This is a genomic window from Acidovorax sp. T1 (assembly GCF_002176815.1).
Taxonomy (GTDB): domain Bacteria; phylum Pseudomonadota; class Gammaproteobacteria; order Burkholderiales; family Burkholderiaceae_C; genus Acidovorax.
Genome location: NZ_CP021648.1, coordinates 1,815,105 through 1,833,251, shown reverse-complemented (window position 1 = coordinate 1,833,251; position 18,147 = coordinate 1,815,105). Strand labels below are relative to the sequence as shown.

20 protein-coding genes are annotated in these 18,147 nt (G+C 66.6%); 10 read left to right on the top strand and 10 right to left on the bottom strand.

The genetic code is table 11. From position 1 onward, the window contains the following. Positions 1–180: 180 nt before the first annotated feature. The 10 genes from CCX87_RS08615 to CCX87_RS08575 all read right to left on the bottom strand — a co-directional run bounded on the left by CCX87_RS08615 (position 181) and on the right by CCX87_RS08575 (position 7,879). On the bottom strand, positions 181–1,128 hold the full coding sequence (locus CCX87_RS08615; RefSeq protein ID WP_087745525.1) for a CysB family HTH-type transcriptional regulator: 948 nt from the start codon (positions 1,126–1,128) through the stop codon (positions 181–183). A gap of 103 nt (positions 1,129–1,231) precedes the next feature. After that, the gene (locus CCX87_RS08610; protein WP_056168199.1) at positions 1,232–1,447 is read right to left on the bottom strand and encodes a TOBE domain-containing protein; all 216 of its coding nucleotides are present in this window, start codon (positions 1,445–1,447) and stop codon (positions 1,232–1,234) included. A 53-nt stretch (positions 1,448–1,500) separates the two neighbouring features. Then, a complete protein-coding gene (locus CCX87_RS08605; protein WP_087745523.1) occupies positions 1,501–2,310 on the bottom strand; it encodes an ATP-binding cassette domain-containing protein in 810 nt (269 codons plus the stop codon). Positions 2,311–2,449: 139 nt separating this feature from the next. Beyond that, positions 2,450–3,316 carry an aliphatic sulfonate ABC transporter permease SsuC gene (gene ssuC, locus CCX87_RS08600; RefSeq protein WP_087745521.1) on the bottom strand — a complete coding sequence of 289 codons (867 nt, stop codon included), beginning with the start codon at positions 3,314–3,316 and terminating at the stop codon, positions 2,450–2,452. Then, positions 3,313–3,690 (bottom strand): VOC family protein, encoded by a 378-nt coding sequence (locus tag CCX87_RS08595; protein WP_087745519.1) that lies wholly within the window; start codon positions 3,688–3,690, stop codon positions 3,313–3,315. Before CCX87_RS08595 ends, ssuC begins: the two co-directional genes overlap by 4 nt. 23 nt (positions 3,691–3,713) lie before the next feature. Further along, positions 3,714–4,877 carry an FMNH2-dependent alkanesulfonate monooxygenase gene (ssuD, locus tag CCX87_RS08590; protein ID WP_087745517.1) on the bottom strand — a complete coding sequence of 388 codons (1,164 nt, stop codon included), beginning with the start codon at positions 4,875–4,877 and terminating at the stop codon, positions 3,714–3,716. Between the two features lie 12 nt (positions 4,878–4,889). Continuing rightward, positions 4,890–5,030, bottom strand: coding sequence for a hypothetical protein (locus tag CCX87_RS21085; RefSeq protein ID WP_198314777.1), 141 nt, complete (start codon positions 5,028–5,030; stop codon positions 4,890–4,892). Between the two features lie 47 nt (positions 5,031–5,077). Beyond that, a complete protein-coding gene (locus CCX87_RS08585) occupies positions 5,078–6,049 on the bottom strand; it encodes a sulfonate ABC transporter substrate-binding protein (protein ID WP_087745515.1) in 972 nt (323 codons plus the stop codon). A gap of 146 nt (positions 6,050–6,195) precedes the next feature. Further along, a complete protein-coding gene (gene ssuE / locus CCX87_RS08580) occupies positions 6,196–6,786 on the bottom strand; it encodes an NADPH-dependent FMN reductase (RefSeq protein ID WP_087745513.1) in 591 nt (196 codons plus the stop codon). A 70-nt stretch (positions 6,787–6,856) separates the two neighbouring features. Then, positions 6,857–7,879, bottom strand: a complete 1,023-nt coding sequence (locus CCX87_RS08575) for a sulfate ABC transporter substrate-binding protein (RefSeq protein WP_087745512.1) — start codon at positions 7,877–7,879, stop codon at positions 6,857–6,859. A gap of 156 nt (positions 7,880–8,035) precedes the next feature. Between CCX87_RS08575 and CCX87_RS08570 the strand changes: the two genes are divergently transcribed. The 10 genes from CCX87_RS08570 to CCX87_RS08525 all read left to right on the top strand — a co-directional run bounded on the left by CCX87_RS08570 (position 8,036) and on the right by CCX87_RS08525 (position 18,098). Continuing rightward, positions 8,036–8,308, top strand: coding sequence for an oxidative damage protection protein (locus CCX87_RS08570; protein WP_087745509.1), 273 nt, complete (start codon positions 8,036–8,038; stop codon positions 8,306–8,308). A gap of 19 nt (positions 8,309–8,327) precedes the next feature. Further along, complete coding sequence (mnmD, locus tag CCX87_RS08565) at positions 8,328–10,328, top strand: tRNA (5-methylaminomethyl-2-thiouridine)(34)-methyltransferase MnmD (protein WP_087745507.1); 2,001 nt, start codon at positions 8,328–8,330, stop codon at positions 10,326–10,328. A gap of 145 nt (positions 10,329–10,473) precedes the next feature. Then, positions 10,474–11,277: a sulfite exporter TauE/SafE family protein gene (locus CCX87_RS08560; RefSeq protein ID WP_087745505.1), complete on the top strand. Its 804-nt coding sequence runs from the start codon at positions 10,474–10,476 to the stop codon at positions 11,275–11,277. Between the two features lie 9 nt (positions 11,278–11,286). Continuing rightward, the gene (locus tag CCX87_RS08555; RefSeq protein ID WP_087745503.1) at positions 11,287–13,068 is read left to right on the top strand and encodes a nitrite/sulfite reductase; all 1,782 of its coding nucleotides are present in this window, start codon (positions 11,287–11,289) and stop codon (positions 13,066–13,068) included. A gap of 33 nt (positions 13,069–13,101) precedes the next feature. Further along, a complete protein-coding gene (locus CCX87_RS08550) occupies positions 13,102–13,494 on the top strand; it encodes a DUF934 domain-containing protein (protein ID WP_087748252.1) in 393 nt (130 codons plus the stop codon). Next, complete coding sequence (locus CCX87_RS08545; RefSeq protein ID WP_087745501.1) at positions 13,491–14,114, top strand: phosphoadenosine phosphosulfate reductase domain-containing protein; 624 nt, start codon at positions 13,491–13,493, stop codon at positions 14,112–14,114. Before CCX87_RS08550 ends, CCX87_RS08545 begins: the two co-directional genes overlap by 4 nt. 19 nt (positions 14,115–14,133) lie before the next feature. Further along, positions 14,134–15,096 (top strand): sulfate adenylyltransferase subunit CysD, encoded by a 963-nt coding sequence (gene cysD / locus CCX87_RS08540; RefSeq protein WP_087745499.1) that lies wholly within the window; start codon positions 14,134–14,136, stop codon positions 15,094–15,096. After that, positions 15,096–16,475: a sulfate adenylyltransferase subunit 1 gene (locus CCX87_RS08535; RefSeq protein WP_087745496.1), complete on the top strand. Its 1,380-nt coding sequence runs from the start codon at positions 15,096–15,098 to the stop codon at positions 16,473–16,475. The genes cysD and CCX87_RS08535 overlap by 1 nt, the downstream gene beginning before the upstream one ends. Before the next feature lie 113 nt (positions 16,476–16,588). Further along, positions 16,589–16,918 (top strand): ferredoxin FdxA, encoded by a 330-nt coding sequence (fdxA, locus tag CCX87_RS08530; RefSeq protein ID WP_087745494.1) that lies wholly within the window; start codon positions 16,589–16,591, stop codon positions 16,916–16,918. A gap of 133 nt (positions 16,919–17,051) precedes the next feature. Next, positions 17,052–18,098 carry an NAD(P)/FAD-dependent oxidoreductase gene (locus CCX87_RS08525; protein WP_087748251.1) on the top strand — a complete coding sequence of 349 codons (1,047 nt, stop codon included), beginning with the start codon at positions 17,052–17,054 and terminating at the stop codon, positions 18,096–18,098. Positions 18,099–18,147: the final 49 nt, after the last annotated feature.

Genomic DNA, 18,147 nt, shown 5'->3' with positions numbered 1-18,147 from the left:
TTCCTTGAGCGAAAAGGGTCGGTTGGCAGCCCGGCCCGCTACAAGCCAGGCCGGCTGTAGCCACGTTACCCGGCCCCCTGCGCGCTGTGAACGCAGAATTTCAAGGAACCATATGCGCGCGGCGCAGACTTGCCATGCGCATGCCGACTGCGCACCTCTGGTACCTTCCTTGCGCGCGCCTCAGTCGGGCACTGGCAGCGCGGCCCCCTCGCGCATGGCCTTTTCCACACTTTCGCGCGTCAGCGTGGGCACGAAGCTCTCGATGAAGTGGTAGGCATAGCCGCGCAGCCACGCTCCTTTGCGCAGGGCCAGCCGCGTGAGGTTGACCTCGAACAGGTGGCCCGCATCAATCATGCGCAGCTGCCGGTCGCGCTCGGGGTCCACGGCGATCGAGGCGACGATGCCCACGCCCATGTCCAGCTCCACATAGGTCTTGATCACGTCGGCATCCATGGCGGTGAGCACGATGTCGGGGGCGATGCCTTCGCGCGCAAAGGCCTCGTCGATGTGCGCGCGGCCGGTGTAGCCGAGTTCGTAGGTGATGATGGGGAATTGCGCCAGCTGCTCCAGCGTGACCGGTTCGCTCAGCTGCAGCAGCGCATGGCCCGGTGGCACAACGATGCTGTGCGTCCAGCGGTAGCAAGGCAGCGTGACCAGCGTGTCGTAGCCTGCCAGCGCCTCGGTAGCCACGCCGATGTCGGCCTCGCCGGAGAGCAGCATTTCGGCCACCTGGCGCGGCGAGCCCTGGTGCAGGTGCAGCGACACCTGCGGAAACAGCGTGCGAAAGTCGCGCACCACCTGCGGCAGCGCATAGCGCGCCTGCGAATGCGTGGCCGCCACCGACAGGCGCCCCTGCGCGCTGGCGCTGAAATCCTGCCCCACGCGCCGCAGGTTGTCCGACTCCAGCAGCAGGCGCTCCACGATGGGCAGCAGCGTTTCACCGGGCGGCGTGAGGCCGGTGAGCCGCTTGCCGGCGCGCACGAAGATCTCCACGCCCAGCTCTTCCTCCAGCTCGCGGATCTGGCGGCTGACGCCGGGCTGCGAGGTGTGGAGCATGGCCGCCACCTCGGTCAGGTTGAAGCCACGGCGCACGGCTTCGCGCACGGAGCGCAGTTGCTGAAAATTCATGGGGCCCAATGGGGAGGCCCCGCAATGCAGGGCCTTTACTACTATTTTTATAGCTGCTGGCGCTTATCCATAAAGCGCTAGCAGCCCGTTTAACTCACATTGCTTACAGCTTGGCGATCGACACCTCGGTGGACTTGACGAGGGCCACTACGTCCGAGCCCACCACCAGGGCCAGATCGTCCACCGAGCGGGTGGTGATGACCGAGGTGACGATGCCCCACGGGGTTTCGACATCGACTTCCGAGACGACATCGCCGCGAATGATCTCGCGCACTTTGCCCTTGAACTGGTTGCGAACATTGATGGCTTGAATGGACATGGGGTTCTCCTTGATAAGTCCGTTGAAAAATTTCAGTGAAAGCGAAAAGGAAATCACACCGCCCAGCGCAAACCGTGGGCCGGCACGCCGGGCCATGCTGATTCGTGCGCGGGTTCACCCTCGGGCTTTTGCAGCACGCGGTCAAGAATGCGTTTTTCAATGGCGGCAAATGCCGCGTCACCATGCGAACGGGGCCGAGGCAGGTCGATGCGCTGGTCCAGCGCGATCTGGCCGTCCTCAATCAGGATCACCCGGTCGGCCAGGGCCACGGCTTCCTGCACGTCGTGGGTGACGAGCAGCGCGGTGAAGCCGCTGGCCTGCCACAGGCCTTCAATCAGGCGGTGCATCTCGATGCGGGTGAGCGCATCGAGCGCGCCCAGCGGTTCGTCGAGCAGCAGCAGGCGCGGGTTGTGCACCAGTGCGCGAGCCAGGGCCACGCGCTGGCGCTGGCCGCCAGACAGGCGCGCCGGCCACTCGCCCAGGCGGTCGCCCAGGCCCACGCGGGCCAGCACGTCAGCGGCGGCGCCGCGTCGCTCGGGCGGCAGACCCAGGGCCACGTTGTCGGCCACGCGCTTCCAGGGCAGCAGGCGCGAGTCCTGGAACATGATGCGGGTGTCGCTGCTCAGTCCGGCAATGTCTTTGCCATCGAGGCGGATCGCACCGCCCGAGACCGATTCCAGGCCCGCCACCAGGCGCAGCAGCGTGCTCTTGCCGCAGCCGCTGCGGCCCACGATGGCCACAAACTGGCCGGGCTCGATGGTGAGTTCGGTCTTTTTCAGCACGTTGCGCGTGCCGTAGCGCTTGTCCACGTTGCGCACTTCCAGGCGCACGCCCTGGATTTGTTGGGATGAATTAATGGTCAAAATGGCCTCCTGCGCTTATCCATCAAGCGCTAGCAGCTATAAAAATATGAGTGATAGGACACAGTGATTGCGCGGGGGCGCGGCCCCATGCGAGGGACGCCGCGCAAGGGCCGCCAAGCCGCCGATGCGGCGCAGTTGCTCAGGGCGATGCATAACCAGGATGCCAGCGCAGCCAGTAGCGCTCCAGCCCCTTGGCAAACAGGTCGGCCAGCTTGCCCAGCAGGGCATAGAGCAGGATGCCCACGAGCACGATGTCGGTCTGCAAAAACTCGCGGGCGTTCATGGTCAGGTAGCCGATGCCGGCCTGCGCCGAGATGGTTTCGGCCACGATCAGGATCACCCACATCAGCCCCAGCGAGAAGCGCAGCCCCACCAGGATGCTGGAGAGCGCGCCGGGCAGGATGATCTGTTGGTAAAGCTGCCAGCGGCCCAGGCCGTAGGTGCGCCCCATCTCGATCAGGCCCGGGTCCACGTTGCGGATGCCGTGGAAGGTGTTGAGGTAGATCGGGAAGAACACCGACACGCTGATGAGGAACAGCTTGGCCGACTCGTCGATACCGAACCACAGGATCACCAGCGGGATCAGCGCCAGCGCGGGGATGTTGCGCACCATCTGGATGGTGGAGTCGAGCAGCGTCTCGAACAGCTTGACCGAGCCGGTGAGCAAGCCCAGCAGCAGGCCCAGCCCGCCGCCAATAGCCAGCCCGGCCAGCGCGCGGCCCGCGCTGACCTTGACGTGCGTCCACAACTCGCCCGACGCGGTGAGCGTCCAGGCCGCCTTCACGACTTCGAGCGGCGCGGGCAGCACGCGGGTGGACAGCCAGCCCAGCGACGATGCGATTTGCCACAGCACGATCAGCCCCACGGGCACGGCCCAGGGCAGCAGGCGCTGCGCGACGTTGGCAAGAAAGCGGGCCAGCGGCGCGGGGAGCCAAGGCCCGTCGAAGGGCAGGTCAACGGGGTCCGCCACAGGCGATATCTGCAGCTCTCGGGTGGTCTGTGTCATGGGGTGATTTCCTGTAATTCGTCATCGGGTTCCAGAAACTCCAGCTGGTTGCCCGCCGGGTCCTTGACGTAAAAGCGCAGGTAGCCGGGCAGCGCGCGGTTTTCCACCAGCGCCAGCTCGGCCTGCAGCAGGCGGTGGCGCAGCGCGGGCAGGTCCTGCACCTCGAAGGCCAGGTGCGACACCGCGGGCGCGGGCTGCCAGTGTTCGGTGGGCACCAGGTCGATGCGCTGGGTGCCTGCGGCAAAGCGCAGCGTGTTGCCGGCCTGCAGGCGCACCTCGGGCAAGCCCAGCAGGCTGGCATAAAAGCGCCGGATCGGCGCCTCGGCCCCGGCCGGGAAGGCCAGCTGCACATGGTTGATGGACTGGATGCTCATGGCGTGGCTCCTGTGGTGCTGATTCAGCTTTGCGATGCACGCGGCACAAAATCGTTGGCCACGGTCTCGCCAAACGGGCCCAGCGGGTTTCCGCCCGTGAGCTTGTCGCGCACCCCCAGCGGCAGCAGCGGGAACACGAGCTCGGCAAAGCGGTAGGCCTCTTCCAGGTGCGGGTAGCCCGACAGCACAAAGGTGTCCAGGCCCAGCGCCGCGTATTCCTCGATGCGTGCGGCCACCGTCTGCGGATCGCCCACCAGGGCCGTGCCAGCGCCACCGCGCACCAGGCCCACGCCGGCCCACAGGTTGAGGCTGATCTCCAGGTCCTTGCGGCTGCGCTTGACGCCGCCCGCATGCAGTGCGGCCATGCGGCGCTGGCCCTCGGAGTCCATGCGCGCGAACACGGCCTGGGCATGCGCCACGGTGGCGTCGTCCACATGGCTGATGAGTTCTTCGGCTGCGGCCCAGGCCTGCGCGTCGGTCTCGCGCACGATGACGTGCAGGCGGATGCCGAACTTAACCGTGCGGCCGCGTTTGGCAGCGCGGGCGCGCACATCGGCCACCTTCTTGGCCACTTCTGCGGGCGGTTCACCCCAGGTCAGGTAGGTCTCTACCTGCTCGGCTGCCAGGTCGTGGGCCGCGTCGGACGAGCCGCCGAAATACACCGGTGGGTGCGGATGCTGCAGGGGCGGAAACAGCAGCTTGGCGCCCTTGACCGACAGGTGCTTGCCCTCGAAGTCCAGCGATTCCCCCTGGTGGCTGCGCGCCAGAATCTCGCGCCAGATGCGGATGAACTCGGCAGACTGCTCGTAGCGCGTGGCGTGGTCCAGAAACACGCCATCGCCCTCCAGTTCCGCCTGGTCGCCACCGGTCACCAGATTGATCAGCAGCCGGCCGCCCGAGAGCCGGTCAAAACTGGCCGCCATGCGCGCCGCCAGTGCGGGCTGGTGCAGACCGGGGCGCACCGCGACCAGAAACTTGAGCTTCTTCGTGACCGCGATCAGGCTCGATGCGATCACCCAGGGGTCTTCGCACGAGCGGCCGGTGGGGATGAGCACGCCTTCATAACCCAGACTGTCTGCCGCCACCGCCACCTGCTGGAGGTAATCGTGGCTGAGCTGGCGCGCGCCCTTGGCGGTGCCCAGATACCGGCTGTCGCCGTGGGTGGGAATGAACCAGAAAATTTGCATGGCACAGGTCTTTCAGTACGAGATGGCAAAGCCAAACTGGGGAGCGCGCCGCACCCAGCGGCGCTGCTGCACGCCTAGCCCCCAGGCCGTGGCCGTGACGCACAACACGCGTTGCAGTTGGGCGTGCAAGGCAAAGGGCATGGGCGCTGGCATGGCGGGCTCCTTGGGCAGTTCGGGGGGCAATATGGGGGCAATACGGGTTACAGCAGATCGACCGGTGCGGCGTGCAGCAGGTTGAGCTTTTTGGGAATGAGCTTGAGGTCGAAGAAAGTGTCGGCAATGGCCTGCTGCTCGGCCAGGATGTCGCGGGTGACGGCTGCCGTGCCATACCTGGCGCGGCTCAGGTACAGCTCGGTAATGCCCTTGTCCAAGCCCAGCACCGCAGACAGCTCGGCGGCTGCAGCCGCTTGGTTCTTGGAAATCCAGGTGTCAATCGCGTTGACCTCTTCAATCGCGATGCGCAGCACATCGGTGTTCTTGGTCGCGAAATCGCGCGAGGTGAAGTAGTACTGGCGGTTGTTGACCACGCCGGTGGCATCGGCCAGCAGGCGGGCGTCCAGCATTTTTTGGGCAGCGGCCAGGAACGGGTCCCAGATGATCCAGGCATCCACCGCTCCCCGCTCAAAGGCGGCGCGCGCGTCGGCGGGGGCCAGGAAGACGGATTGCACGTCGCCGTACTTCAGGCCGTGCTTTTGCAGCAGCTTGACCAGAAAATACTGCACGTTCGAGCCCTTGTTGTAGGCCACGCGCTTGCCCTTGAGGTCGGCCACGCTGCGGATCGGCGACTCCTTGGGCACGATCACCGCCTCCAGTGCGGGGCGCGGCACCGTGGCGCCCGCATAGACCAGCGGCGCGCCTGCGGCCTGGGCAAAGATGGGCGGCGCCTCGCCCACGTCACCAAAGTCGATGGAGCCCACATTGAGCGCTTCAAGCTGGACGGGGCCTGCGTTGAACTCGGTCCACGTCACCTTCACGCCCAGCGGCGCGAGGCGCTTTTCGAGCGTGCCTCGGCCCTTGAGGATGGACAGCCAGCCCTTTTGGTGGCCCACGCGCAGCACGCGGGCGGGGGCCTGCGCCCAGGCCTGGGTGGATGTGGCAACCGTTGCGGCGGCGGCAGCGCCTACAGCGAGCAGGTGACGGCGCTGCAGGGAAAAGCGGGTCAGTTCGTTCATGGTGCGGGCTCCAGATTCAAAACAAATACAAGGGGTTGGCGGCCGGGCTGGGCTTGCAGCAGGACGCACACCGCCCTGCCCGCGCACCCGGCGCAGCAAAAATCGAGAACAAGAAGGGAGAGGAAGGAGCTAAGGCGGCGCTGGCGTCAGACGCTACATCGCACCTGCGAGAAATGCACGGGCGCAAACCGCGTGGCCTGGGCGGGCGATGGACGCAGGGTTTCGGTGACCAGCACGTTGACGGCATCGTCCAGCCGGGCGGAGATATCGTCATTCACGTGGTAGCTGCCCTCCGGCGTCAGGGTGACCTGGGAGTCGGTGGCGTAGATGCCAGGCAGGATGTGCTTGGCGCCCAGAGACTGCAGCACCGGGCGTAGCGCATAGTCCAGCGCCAGCATGTGGTGCGGGCTGCCACCCGTGGCCAGGGGCAGCACGACCTTGCCCTTCAATGCCGTCTGTGGCAGCAGATCGAGAAACACCTTGAGCACGCCGCTGTAAGCCGCCTTGTAGACCGGCGTGGCCACCACCAGCACGCGGGCCTGGGCCACCTGGTCGATCACGGCGGTCACCGTGGGATGGCCAAAATCGGCCAGCAGCAGCGCCTGGGGCGACAGGTCGCGGATATGGATGCGGTCCACCAGCGCGCCGCGCACCGACAGGCGCTGGGCCACGGCATCGAGCAATGCGGCGGAGCGTGAGCGCTCCGAGGGGCTACCGGCGATCAACAAGGCGGACATGGCGTTCTTTCAATTCAATTTTAATAGCTGCTAGCGCTTTATTTATAAGGGCTAGAGGCCAATTTGGCATTTATTTGCGCGTGTAAATCTGGTCAAAGCTCGCGTTGTCCGCAAAGTGGTCCTTGGCCGCCTTGTCCCAGCCACCAAACGCATCGTTGATGGTGAACAGGTTCAGATGGGGGAACTGCCTGGCGTACTTGGCCTTGGCTTTTTCAGACACGGCGGGGCGGTAGAAATTCTTGCCCGCGATGTCCTGGCCTTCCTCGGTGTAGAGGAACTTGAGGTATTCCTCGGCCACGGCGCGGGTGCCCTTTTTGTCCACGTTCTTGTCCACCACGGTCACGGCGGGCTCGGCCAGGATGGAGATGGAGGGGGCAATCACGTCGAACTTGGTGCCGAATTCCTTTTCGAGCAGGTAGGCCTCGTTCTCCCAGGCAATCAGCACGTCACCCTGGTTGCGCTGGGCAAAGGTGATGGTGGAGCCCCGGGCACCGGTGTCGAGCACGGGCACATTGCCGTAAAGCTTGGCGACAAAATCCTTGGCCTTGGCATCGCTGCCCAGCTTGCGCTTGGCGAATTCCCAGGCGGCCAGGTAATTCCAGCGCGCGCCGCCCGAGGTCTTGGGGTTGGGCGTGATCACGCTGATGCCGGGCTTGATGAGGTCGTCCCAGTCCTTGATGCCCTTGGGGTTGCCCTGGCGCACCACCAGCACGATGGTGGAGGTGTAGGGCGAGCTGTTGTGCGGCAGGCGCTTTTGCCAGTCTTTGGGAATCCAGCCGCCGTTGGTGTGCAGCGCGTCAGTGTCACCGGCCAGCGCCAGCGTGGCCACGTCGGCATCGAGCCCGTCGATGATGGAGCGCGCCTGCTTGCCCGAGCCGCCGTGGCTTTGCTTGATGGTCACGTCCTGGCCGGTCTTGGCCTTCCAGTGCTTGGCGAAAGCCTGGTTGAACTCGACATACAGCTCGCGGGTGGGGTCGTACGACACGTTGAGCAAGGTCACAGACTGCGCAAACGACGGCAGTGCTGTCAGGGCTAAAGCGCTGGCCAGCGCGGCAGCGAAGGGAAACTTGATAAAGTCGCGGCGAAAGTTCATTGGAGGGCCTCTTTTGTGAATGTGTTGCGGTGCAAAACACCGATGAAACGCATTCTGGAAGGCCCTCTTCAAAACTGGAACTACTAAGATTTCAGTTCTTTATATCCAAATCATCTGAGCAAGCCTTTTTGCTCACACCCATCACAAGGAAACCCCATGGCACGCACCGTTCAATGCATCAAGCTCGGCAAGGAAGCCGAAGGCCTCGACTTTCCGCCCTACCCCGGCGAGCTGGGCAAACGCATCTGGGAAAACGTGAGCAAGGAAGCCTGGGCGGGCTGGCTCAAGCACCAGACCATGCTGGTGAATGAAAACCGCCTGAACCTGGCCGATGCGCGTGCCCGCCAGTACCTCGCGCGGCAGATGGAGAACCACTTTTTTGGCGGCGGCGCAGACGCTGCAGCCGGTTACGTACCTCCCAGCGCCTGATCTTCCCCTTCTCTTCTCCATGTCCGAGCCGATCGATTGGCTGCCGGACGGCACCCCCTACAGCCCCCGCTTCGGCGACCGCTACCACAGCGAAAACGGCGGCCTCACCCAGGCCCGCCGCGTTTTTCTGCACGGCTGCGGCCTGCCCGAGGCCTGGGCCGGGCTGCCGCAGTGGCGCATTCTGGAAACCGGGTTTGGCTTCGGCCTGAACTTTCTGGTGACCTGGGCTGCCTGGCGGGCCGACCCGCAGCGGCCCACGCTGCTGCACTTTGTCTCGACCGATGCCTGGCCCGTCAGCGCGGCCGATCTGCTGCGCGCGACCAGCGCCCACCCCGAACTCGCGCCGCTGGCCGAAGAGTTGCACCGCCAATGGTGGGGCCTGCTGCCGGGCGTGCATCGGCTGCGGTTTGACGAAGGCCGGGTGCTGCTCACGCTGTATGTGGGCGATACGCAAACCCTGCTGCGCCAGCAGAGCCTGACCGTGGATGCGGTCTACCTCGACGGCTTCAGCCCCCAGCGCAACCCCGAGATCTGGGACCTGCACACCTTGAAGGCCGTGGCGCGCTGCTGCCGCCGTGGCACGCGGCTGGCCACCTGGACCATTGCCCGCGCCGTGCGCGATGCCCTGGCGCAATGCGGGTTCGAGGTGACGCGCGTGCCCGGCGTGCCGCCCCAGCGCGACAACCTGCATGCCACCTACAACCCGCGCTGGGAGCCGCGCACCACGCGCCAGCCCGAGGCCACCCCGGAGCCCGCCCTGCCCGGCCCCTGCATCGTGATCGGCGGCGGAATCGCCGGCGCTGCCACCGCCGCCAGCCTGGCCCGACGCGGCTGGCAGGTGGTGGTGCTGGACCAGGCTGCCGAGCCTGCAGCGGGCGCATCGGCTCTGCCCGCCGGGGTGTTTGCCCCCCATGTGTCGCCCGACGACAGCGTGCTGTCGCGCTTGTCGCGCAGCGGCATACGCACCACGCTGCAGCAGGCCGACTGGCTGCTGCGCGAAGGCGTGGACTGGTCCCGTTGCGGCGTGCTGGAGCACCGCACCGACGGCACCCCTGGCCTGCCGCCCGACTGGCCGGACGGACCGGGCGCCGCCTGGAGCCAGCCCGCACCGCCCGCAGCCCTGGCCGAGGCCCAATTGCCACCCGACGCCACCGCCTGCTGGCACCACCAGGCCGGCTGGGTGCGCCCGGCGCGCTTGGCCAAGGCCTTGCTGGCACAGCCCGGTATCCGCTGGCAGGGCCATTGCCAGGTGGCCCAACTGCGCCGCGTGGAGCGCCCTGGCGCCGAGGACGGTGCCGCGGCCTCGGTCTGGCAGGCACTGGACGCGCAGGGCCAACCGATGGCGGAGGCGCCCACGCTCGTCATTGCCGCAGGCGCGGGCAGTCTGCAGCTGCTGAACCACCGCTGGCCCCTGCAGCCGGTGCGCGGGCAGGTGTCCTGGGGCATCCATACCGGCCCGGCCGCGCCCCTGCTGCCGTTCCCGGCCAATGGCCATGGCAACCTGGTTCCCCGGTTTCCGCTGGACAACAGCCCCGACGGTCCCCACGCCTGGGTGATGGGTTCCACCTTTGAGCGAGACGTACAGGCCCTGCCGCCATCCGCCAGCGATGTCGAGGCAGCCCACACCACCAACTGGGCCAAGCTGCAGGCCCTGCTGCCCCGGATGGCGCCGCAGCTGGCGCCTGCCTTCGCCCTCACCCCCGCCCTCGCCACGCCGGCCCTCTCCACCCCAGCGCTCGCCACGCCGGGAAAAGATTCAGACCTTGGAGATTCGACTGCGGCAGCGCCCGCTTTGCAGACCTGGGCCGCAGTGCGCTGCACGGCGCCGGACCGCTTGCCCATCGTGGGCCCCGTCGATGCCGCAGGCCTTCCGGGCCTGTGGGTCTGCACCGCCATGGGTGCGCGGGGGCTGAGCCTGGCCCTTTTGTGCGGCGAATTGCTGGCGGCCCGCCTGCAGGGCGAGCCCCTGCCGCTGGACGCCAAACTGGCCAAAGCGCTGGGCACCGAGCGCCTGCAATAGGCGGGCATCCGGCCTGCAGCCCCTCTGCCCACACCGCCCCAACCCCCCGCAAACCCGCACCAGGACTTGCTTATATTCATACAAGCATATTAGAAGCACGAAACAATCGTTTGTTTCTATAAGCATGGCCTCTACATTCGCAGCCATGCATGATTTCGCGTTTGTTTTTGCGGGCTTTGCCGTCGGGCTCATCGTGGGCCTGACCGGCGTGGGTGGCGGCTCGCTGATGACGCCCGTGCTGATTTTCTTCTTTGGCGTCAAGCCCCACCTGGCCATTGGCACCGACCTGCTGTTCGCGGCCTTCACCAAGATGGGCGGCACCGTGAGCATGGCGCGCCAGCGCCTGGTGCCCTGGCGCGTGGTGGGCCTGCTGTGCGCGGGCAGCATTCCGGCGGCACTGGTTGCGCTGTGGCTGCTGCACCGCATGGGGCCGGCCACGGCACAGGCACAAAACCTCATGACCAGCACGCTGGGCGCCGCCCTGCTGCTCACCGCCGCCGCCACGGCCTACAAGGTGCTGGCGTTCTCGCCCCAGCGCCAGGCCGCCGAACTGGCCGCCCGCCACGCCAACGCAGCCAATGCCGCAAAGCCCCGCCACTGGAGCCTGCCGGTGCTGCTGGGCGCGGTGATCGGCACACTGGTCACCTTCACCTCGGTGGGCGCGGGCGCCATTGGCGTCACCGTGCTGCTGCTGGTGTTTCCGCACCTGCCGCTGCCGCGTATCATCGCCGCCGACATCGCCTACGCCGTGCCGCTCACGCTGGTGGCCGGCATGGGCCACGCGTCGCTGGGCTCGGTCGATTGGCCGCTGCTGCTGCAACTGCTGGCCGGCTCGCTGCCCGGCATCTGGCTGGGCTCGCGCCTGGTTTCCCGCACGCCGGAGCGCCTGATCCGCTCGGCCCTTTCACTGCTGCTCGCCTGGGCGGGCGCCAAACTGGTTCTGATCTGAGTTTTTACGATGTACCAATACACAGCCTTCGACAAACAGTTCGTGCACCAGCGTGCCGCGCAGTTCCGTGACCAGCTCACGCGCTGGCAGACCGGCAAGCTGAGCGAGGACGATTTTCGCCCCCTGCGCCTGCAAAACGGCTGGTATGTGCAGCGCTACGCGCCCATGCTGCGCGTGGCCGTGCCCTACGGCGAAATCGCCAGCCGCCAGCTGCGCGTGCTGGCGCAGATCGCCCGCGAATACGACGAACCCGAAGCCGCAGTGTTCAAGGCCGCCATGGACGGCCAAGGCCTGCTGGGCACCACCTTCTTGCCCAAGAACTGCGCCCACTTCACCACCCGCACCAACGTGCAGTTCAACTGGATTCCGCTGTCCAAGGCAGCCGATGTGATGGACCTGCTGGCCAGCGTGGATCTGCATGGCATCCAGACCAGCGGCAACTGCATCCGCAACACCACCACCGACGCCCTGGCGGGTGTGGCGGTCGATGAAATCGTGGACCCCCGCCCCTACGCGGAAATCCTGCGCCAGTGGACCACGCTGCACCCCGAGTTCGCGTTTTTGCCGCGCAAGTTCAAGATCGCCATCAGCGGCGCCAAGGACGACCGCGCCGCCACCGGCTGGCACGACGTGGGCCTGCACCTGCTCAAAAACGAGGCGGGCGAGATCGGCTTCAAGGTGTTTGTGGGCGGCGGCATGGGCCGCACGCCGGTGATTGGCACGGTGATCCGCGAGTTCCTGCCCTGGAACCAGATCATGAATTACATCGAGGCCATCGTGCGCGTGTACAACGAGCATGGCCGCCGCGACAACAAATACAAGGCCCGCATCAAGATCCTGGTCAAGGCCGAAGGCCAGCAGTACATCGACGATGTGGAAGAAGAGTACCGCCAGATCGTGGAGATCGACGGCGGCCCCCACACCATTCCGCAGGCCGAGTTCGACCGCGTGGCCGCCTGCTTTGTGCCGCCGAAGCTGGCAGACATTGCCGATGTGGCACCCGCAGCCTTGCAAGCATCGCTGGATGCCCAGGCGGCCGAGCATGTGATGTTTGGCCGCTGGTTGCAGCGCAACGTACACCCGCACCAGAACCCGCAGCTGCGCGCCGTCACGCTGTCGTTCAAGCGCCCCGGCCAGTCGCCCGGCGACGCCACCAGCGAACAGCTCGTTGCGGTGGCCGACCTGGTGGACAAATACTCCGCTGGCGAAGCCCGCGTAACGCACGACCAGAACCTGCTGCTGCCCTGGGTGCATGCCAGCCGCCTGTTCGATCTGTGGCAAGAAGCCAAGGCCCTGGGCCTGGCCAGCGCCAATGTGCAATTGCTCACCGACATGATCGCCTGCCCCGGCGGCGACTTCTGCGCGCTGGCCAACGCCCGCTCGCTGCCCATTGCCGAAGCCATCACCCAGCGCTACCAGGACCTGGACGAACTCGACGACATTGGCGAGATCGACCTGCACATCAGCGGCTGCATCAACAGCTGCGGCCACCACCACAGCGGCCACATCGGCATCCTGGGCGTCGATAAAGACGGCAAGGAGTGGTACCAGGTCACGCTGGGCGGCTCGGACGGCTCCGACCTGTCGGGCGCGGCCGTGGCCGGCAAGGTGATCGGCCCCTCGTTCTCGGCGGCCGAAGTGCCCGATGTGATCGAGGCCGTGCTCAACACCTACCGCGACCTGCGCCAACCCGGTGAATCCTTTCAGGCGGCCGTGCGCCGCGCGGGTCTCGATCCGTTCAAGGAAGCCGCCAAGCAGGCACGCCACAAAGAAGAACTCGCAGCCGCCTGAGCCGGCCCAGCGCACAGCCCCATTTGAATGATGTTGAAAATACTCGCCGCCCAAGACCACCAGCCGCCCGCAGAGGGTGATGCCCGCACCGTGGCCCTGCCCAACGATGCCGATGCCATGGCGCTGCCGCTGGACAACGTGGAACGTGTGGACCTGCACTTTCCCAACTTCACCGATGGCCGCGCCTTCAGCCAGGCCTTTTTGCTGCGCCGCCGCCGTGGCTTTGCGGGCGACATCCGCGCCACGGGCGACGTGCTGATCGACCAGCTGGTGCAGATGCAGCGCACGGGCTTCAGTTCGGCCGTGCTGCGCGAAGGCGTGGACGTGGCCGATGCGCAGCGCCAGTTCGCGCTGTTTCCCGGCTTCTACCAGGGCGACGCGGTGAACCCCCAACCCCACTTCATGAACGACAAGGCAGCCGTATGAGCCAGCTGGATCTCGCACGCGTGAACGCCGAACTCGGCCGCGACGCCCCAGGCTTGGTGAAATGGGCCTTGGGCCTGGGCCAGCCGGCCATCGTCACCACCAACTTTCGCCCCTTCGAGGCCGTGATCCTGCACATGGTCGCGCAGGTGCAGCGCGATGTGCCGGTGGTCTGGATGGACAACGGCTACAACACCGAGGCCACCTACCGCTTTGCCGACGAAGTGACAAAGCAGCTAGGGCTGAACCTGCAGATTTACCTGCCACGCCGCTCGCGCGCCCACCGCGAGGCGGTGGACGGCGCCACGCCCGCGCTGGACGACCCGCGCCATGCGGCCTTCACCGCAGAAGTGAAGCTGGAACCCTTCGCCCGGGCCCTGCGCGAGACCGCACCGAACGTGTGGTTCACGGCGCTGCGCGCCACCGACACCGCCGTGCGCGCACAGATGGACCCGGTGAGCATCAACCCCGATGGCCTGATCAAGGTGGCGCCGCTGCTGCACTGGTCGTCCAAAGACCTGCACGAATACTGCGTGCAGCACGGCCTGCCCAACAACTTTGATTACGTGGACCCCACCAAGGGCGAGGACAACCGCGAGTGCGGCCTGCACCTGGCCCACTGAACCCGCCACAGATCCGACCATGAACGCCCGTACCGATGCAGCACGGCTGCAGAACAACCCCATGAGCTACCACCTCAACAACTCGCACCTCGACGCCCTGGAAGAAGAAACCATCTTCATCCTGCGCGAGGTGGCCGCCGCCTTTGAACGCCCCGCCCTGCTGTTTTCGGGCGGCAAGGATTCGCTGGTCATGCTCAAGTGCGCCGAAAAAGCCTTTGGCACCAAGGCCAGCGGCGGCGGCATTCCCTACCCGCTGCTCATGATCGACACCGGCCACAACTTCCCCGAGGTGACGGATTTCCGTGACTTCCGCGCGAAGGAACTGGGGGCCGAACTGATCGTGCGCAGCGTCGAGGACTCGATGGCGCGCGGCACCGTGCGCCTGGCGCACCCCGGCGAAAGCCGCAACGTGCACCAGTCGGTCACGCTGCTCGAAGCGATTGAAGAATTCCGCTTTGACGCGCTGATTGGCGGCGCCCGCCGCGACGAGGAAAAAGCCCGCGCCAAGGAGCGCATCTTCAGCCACCGCGACAGCTTTGGCCAATGGCAGCCCAAGGCCCAGCGCCCCGAGCTGTGGACGCTGTTCAACACCCGCCTGCAGCCCGGCGAGCACTTTCGCGTGTTCCCCATCAGCAACTGGACCGAGCTGGATGTGTGGCAGTACATCGACCGCGAGCAGATCGGCCTGCCCAGCATTTACTACACGCACAAGCGCCAGGTGGTGGACCGCCGGGGCATGCTGATGCCCGTGACCGAACTGACACCGCCGCGCGACGGCGAGACGGTGCAGACGCGCGACGTGCGCTTTCGCACCGTGGGCGACATCACCTGCACCGCACCGGTGGAAAGCACCGCCGCCACCCCGGCCGAGATCGTGATCGAGACCCTGGCCGCCGACGTGAGCGAGCGCGGCGCCACCCGCATGGACGACAAGACCAGCGACGCCTCGATGGAAAAGCGCAAGAAAGACGGTTATTTCTGATGACAAACACTATTAATTCGATAGCTACCAGCGCAATCCAGACAAGCGCTAGCGGCACAAATGACCATATTTCTGCCCTCAAGTTCATCACCTGCGGATCGGTCGATGACGGCAAGAGCACACTGATCGGCCGCCTGCTGGTGGACAGCCGCGCGGTGCTGCAAGACCACCTGGCCGGCGTGCAGCGCGGCGGCGAAACCGACCTGGCCCTGCTGACCGACGGCCTCTCCGCCGAGCGCGAGCAAGGCATCACCATCGACGTGGCCTACCGCTACTTCGCCACCGAAACGCGCAAGTTCATCATCGGCGACGCGCCCGGCCACGAGCAGTACACCCGCAACATGGTCACGGCCGCCAGCAGCGCCGACGCCGCCGTGGTGCTGGTCGATGCCACCAAGCTCGACTGGAAGAATCCGCAACTCGCCCTGCTGCCCCAAACCCGCCGCCACAGCCTGCTGGCGCATCTGCTGCGCGTGCACTCGCTGGTGTTTGCCGTGAACAAGCTCGACGCGGTGGAAGACCCCGCGCTGGCCTGGAAGCACATCCAGGGCGCACTGCAGTCCTTCGCCCAGGCGGCTGGCATTACCGTGCGCGCCACGGTGCCCGTGTCCGCCCTCAAGGGCTGGAACGTGGTGGACGCCCATCCCGGCTGGGGTGGCTACGAAGGCCCCACGCTGCTGCAGGTGCTCGAAGCATTGCCCAACACGCCTGCCGACACCGGCCTGCCGCTGGCTTTTCCGGTGCAGTGGGTCGAAAAATCCTCGTCCTCGTCGTCCGACACCTCCCAAGGCCGCCGCGTGTTCTGGGGCCGCGTGGCCGCAGGCGCCGTGGCGCCTGGCACTGCCGTGCAGATTTTCCCCAGCGGCCAGCTCGCCACCGTGGCCCAGGTGCTGGACCACGCCCGCCGCCCCAGCGATGTGCCCGCAGGCACCAGCGCCGGCATCATCCTGGACCGCGAGGTGGATGTATCGCGGGGCGACTGGATCCTGGCCGCGCCCACCGCCGCTGCAGCAGCACCTGCCGAAGACGACTTTGGCGACACGCCCGCCGCCACACCCGCCTGGCCCGCCCGCCGCGAGCTGCGCACCACCATCGCCTGGATGGACGACGAGCCCCTGGTCGCAGGCCGCGTGTACTGGGCGCTGCACGGCCACCGCTGGGTCAAGGCCAAGGTGAAAGCCGTGGTGCACAAGCTCAACATCAACACGCTGGCCGAAGAGCCAGCCACGCAACTCGACCCCAACGCCATCGGCCATGTTCAGCTCGTGCTGCAGGAGGCCATTCCGGCCGCGGCCTTCGGCAAAGCGCGCGTGCTCGGATCGCTGATCCTGGTGGACACCGCCAGCCACAAAACCGCCGGTGCCGTGCTGGTCAACTGACCTGCAACAACCCGCTGAACCCCCTGAACCCCCATTGGCCGCAGGGCCCCTTCAACCTGGTCGGTGAAAGCTTCTAAAATCGAGGGTTTTCACCGCCCCACACAACTCCTGTCATGACCCACGTCGTCTCCGAAAACTGCATCAAGTGCAAGTACACCGATTGTGTGGACGTGTGCCCCGTGGACTGCTTCCGCGAAGGCCCGAACATGCTCGTCATCGACCCCGATGAGTGCATCGACTGCGCCGTCTGCATCCCCGAGTGCCCGGCCAACGCCATCTTTGCCGAGGAAGACCTGCCGGCCGACCAGATCGCCTTCATCAAGCTCAACGCCGACCTGGCCTTTGCCGACGGCTGGAAGAGCATCACCAAGCGCAAGCCCGCGCTGCCCGACGCCGACGAATGGAACGGCAAGCCGGGCAAGGTCAACGACCTGGTCAAGTGAAATCCCCCCGGAGCCGCTTCGCGTCTTCCCCCAAGGGGGACGCCGCCAGTGGCCTGGCAAAGCCAGTTCCACGGTGGCACTGGCTCGGGCGCGCACCGGTATCGAGCGCTGAAGCGCAATGAGTGGCTCGGAAATGGCTCAAGCAACCGACGCCGTCGTCATCGGCGCGGGGCCTGTCGGGCTTTTTCAGGTGTTCCAGCTGGGCCTGCATGGCCTGCGCGCCCACGTCATCGACGCGCTGCCCCACCCCGGCGGCCAGTGCGTTGAGCTGTACGGCGACAAACCCATTTACGACATTCCCGCCATTCAAGCCTGCACCGGGCACGAACTGGTGCAGCGCCTGTGCGCGCAAATCGAGCCCTTTGCCCCCGCGTTCCACCTCGGCCAGCAGGTAAGCACCGTGCAGGCCCAACCCGGTGGCGGTTTCCTCGTCGGCACCGCGCAGGGCACCCAGCTGCTGGCGCGCACCGTGTTCATCGCCGCCGGCGTGGGCGCCTTCATGCCGCGCGCCCTCAAGCTGCCCGGCCTGGAGGCTTATGAGGGCACCCAGCTGCGCTACCGCCTGGACGAAGGCACGCACCTTGCCGGCCAGCGCGTGGTGGTGCATGGCGGCGACGAACCCGCCGTGCAGCAAGCCATTGCCTGCGCCACCGCCCCCGAGGCACTGCGCCCCGCCCGCACCACGCTGCAGCACCGCCGCGACGTGTTCGACGCACCGCCCGCCCTGCTGGAGCAACTGCAAACCCTGCGCGCCGCGGGCCGCATCGAAGTCGCCATCGGCGTGGCCAGCGGCATCATCGAAGAACAAGGGCGCCTGGCCGCGCTGGAGCTGACCACGCCCGAGGGCCAGCCCCTGCGCCTGCCGCTCGACCTGCTGCTGGTGCGCCTGGGCCTGGTGCCGCGCCTGGGCCCCATCACCGAATGGGGCCTGCAGCTAGAGCGCAAACAGCTCGTGGTCACCCCCGCCACCTTCGCCACCAGCACGCCCGGCATCCACGCCGTGGGCGACGCCATCACCTACCCCGGCAAACGCAAACTCATCCTGAGCGGCTTCCACGAAGCCACCCTCGCCGCCTTCGCCGCCGCCGAGTGGCTGGCGGGGCACAAGCTGCCGCTGGAGTACACGACGAGCAGCGAGAAGTTGCAGGGGTTGCTGGGGGTGGGGGAACTGGGGAACTGACGGCGGGGTTTTGGCCGTTGGGGGGGCGGGTTGCGAGGTTGATGACTGG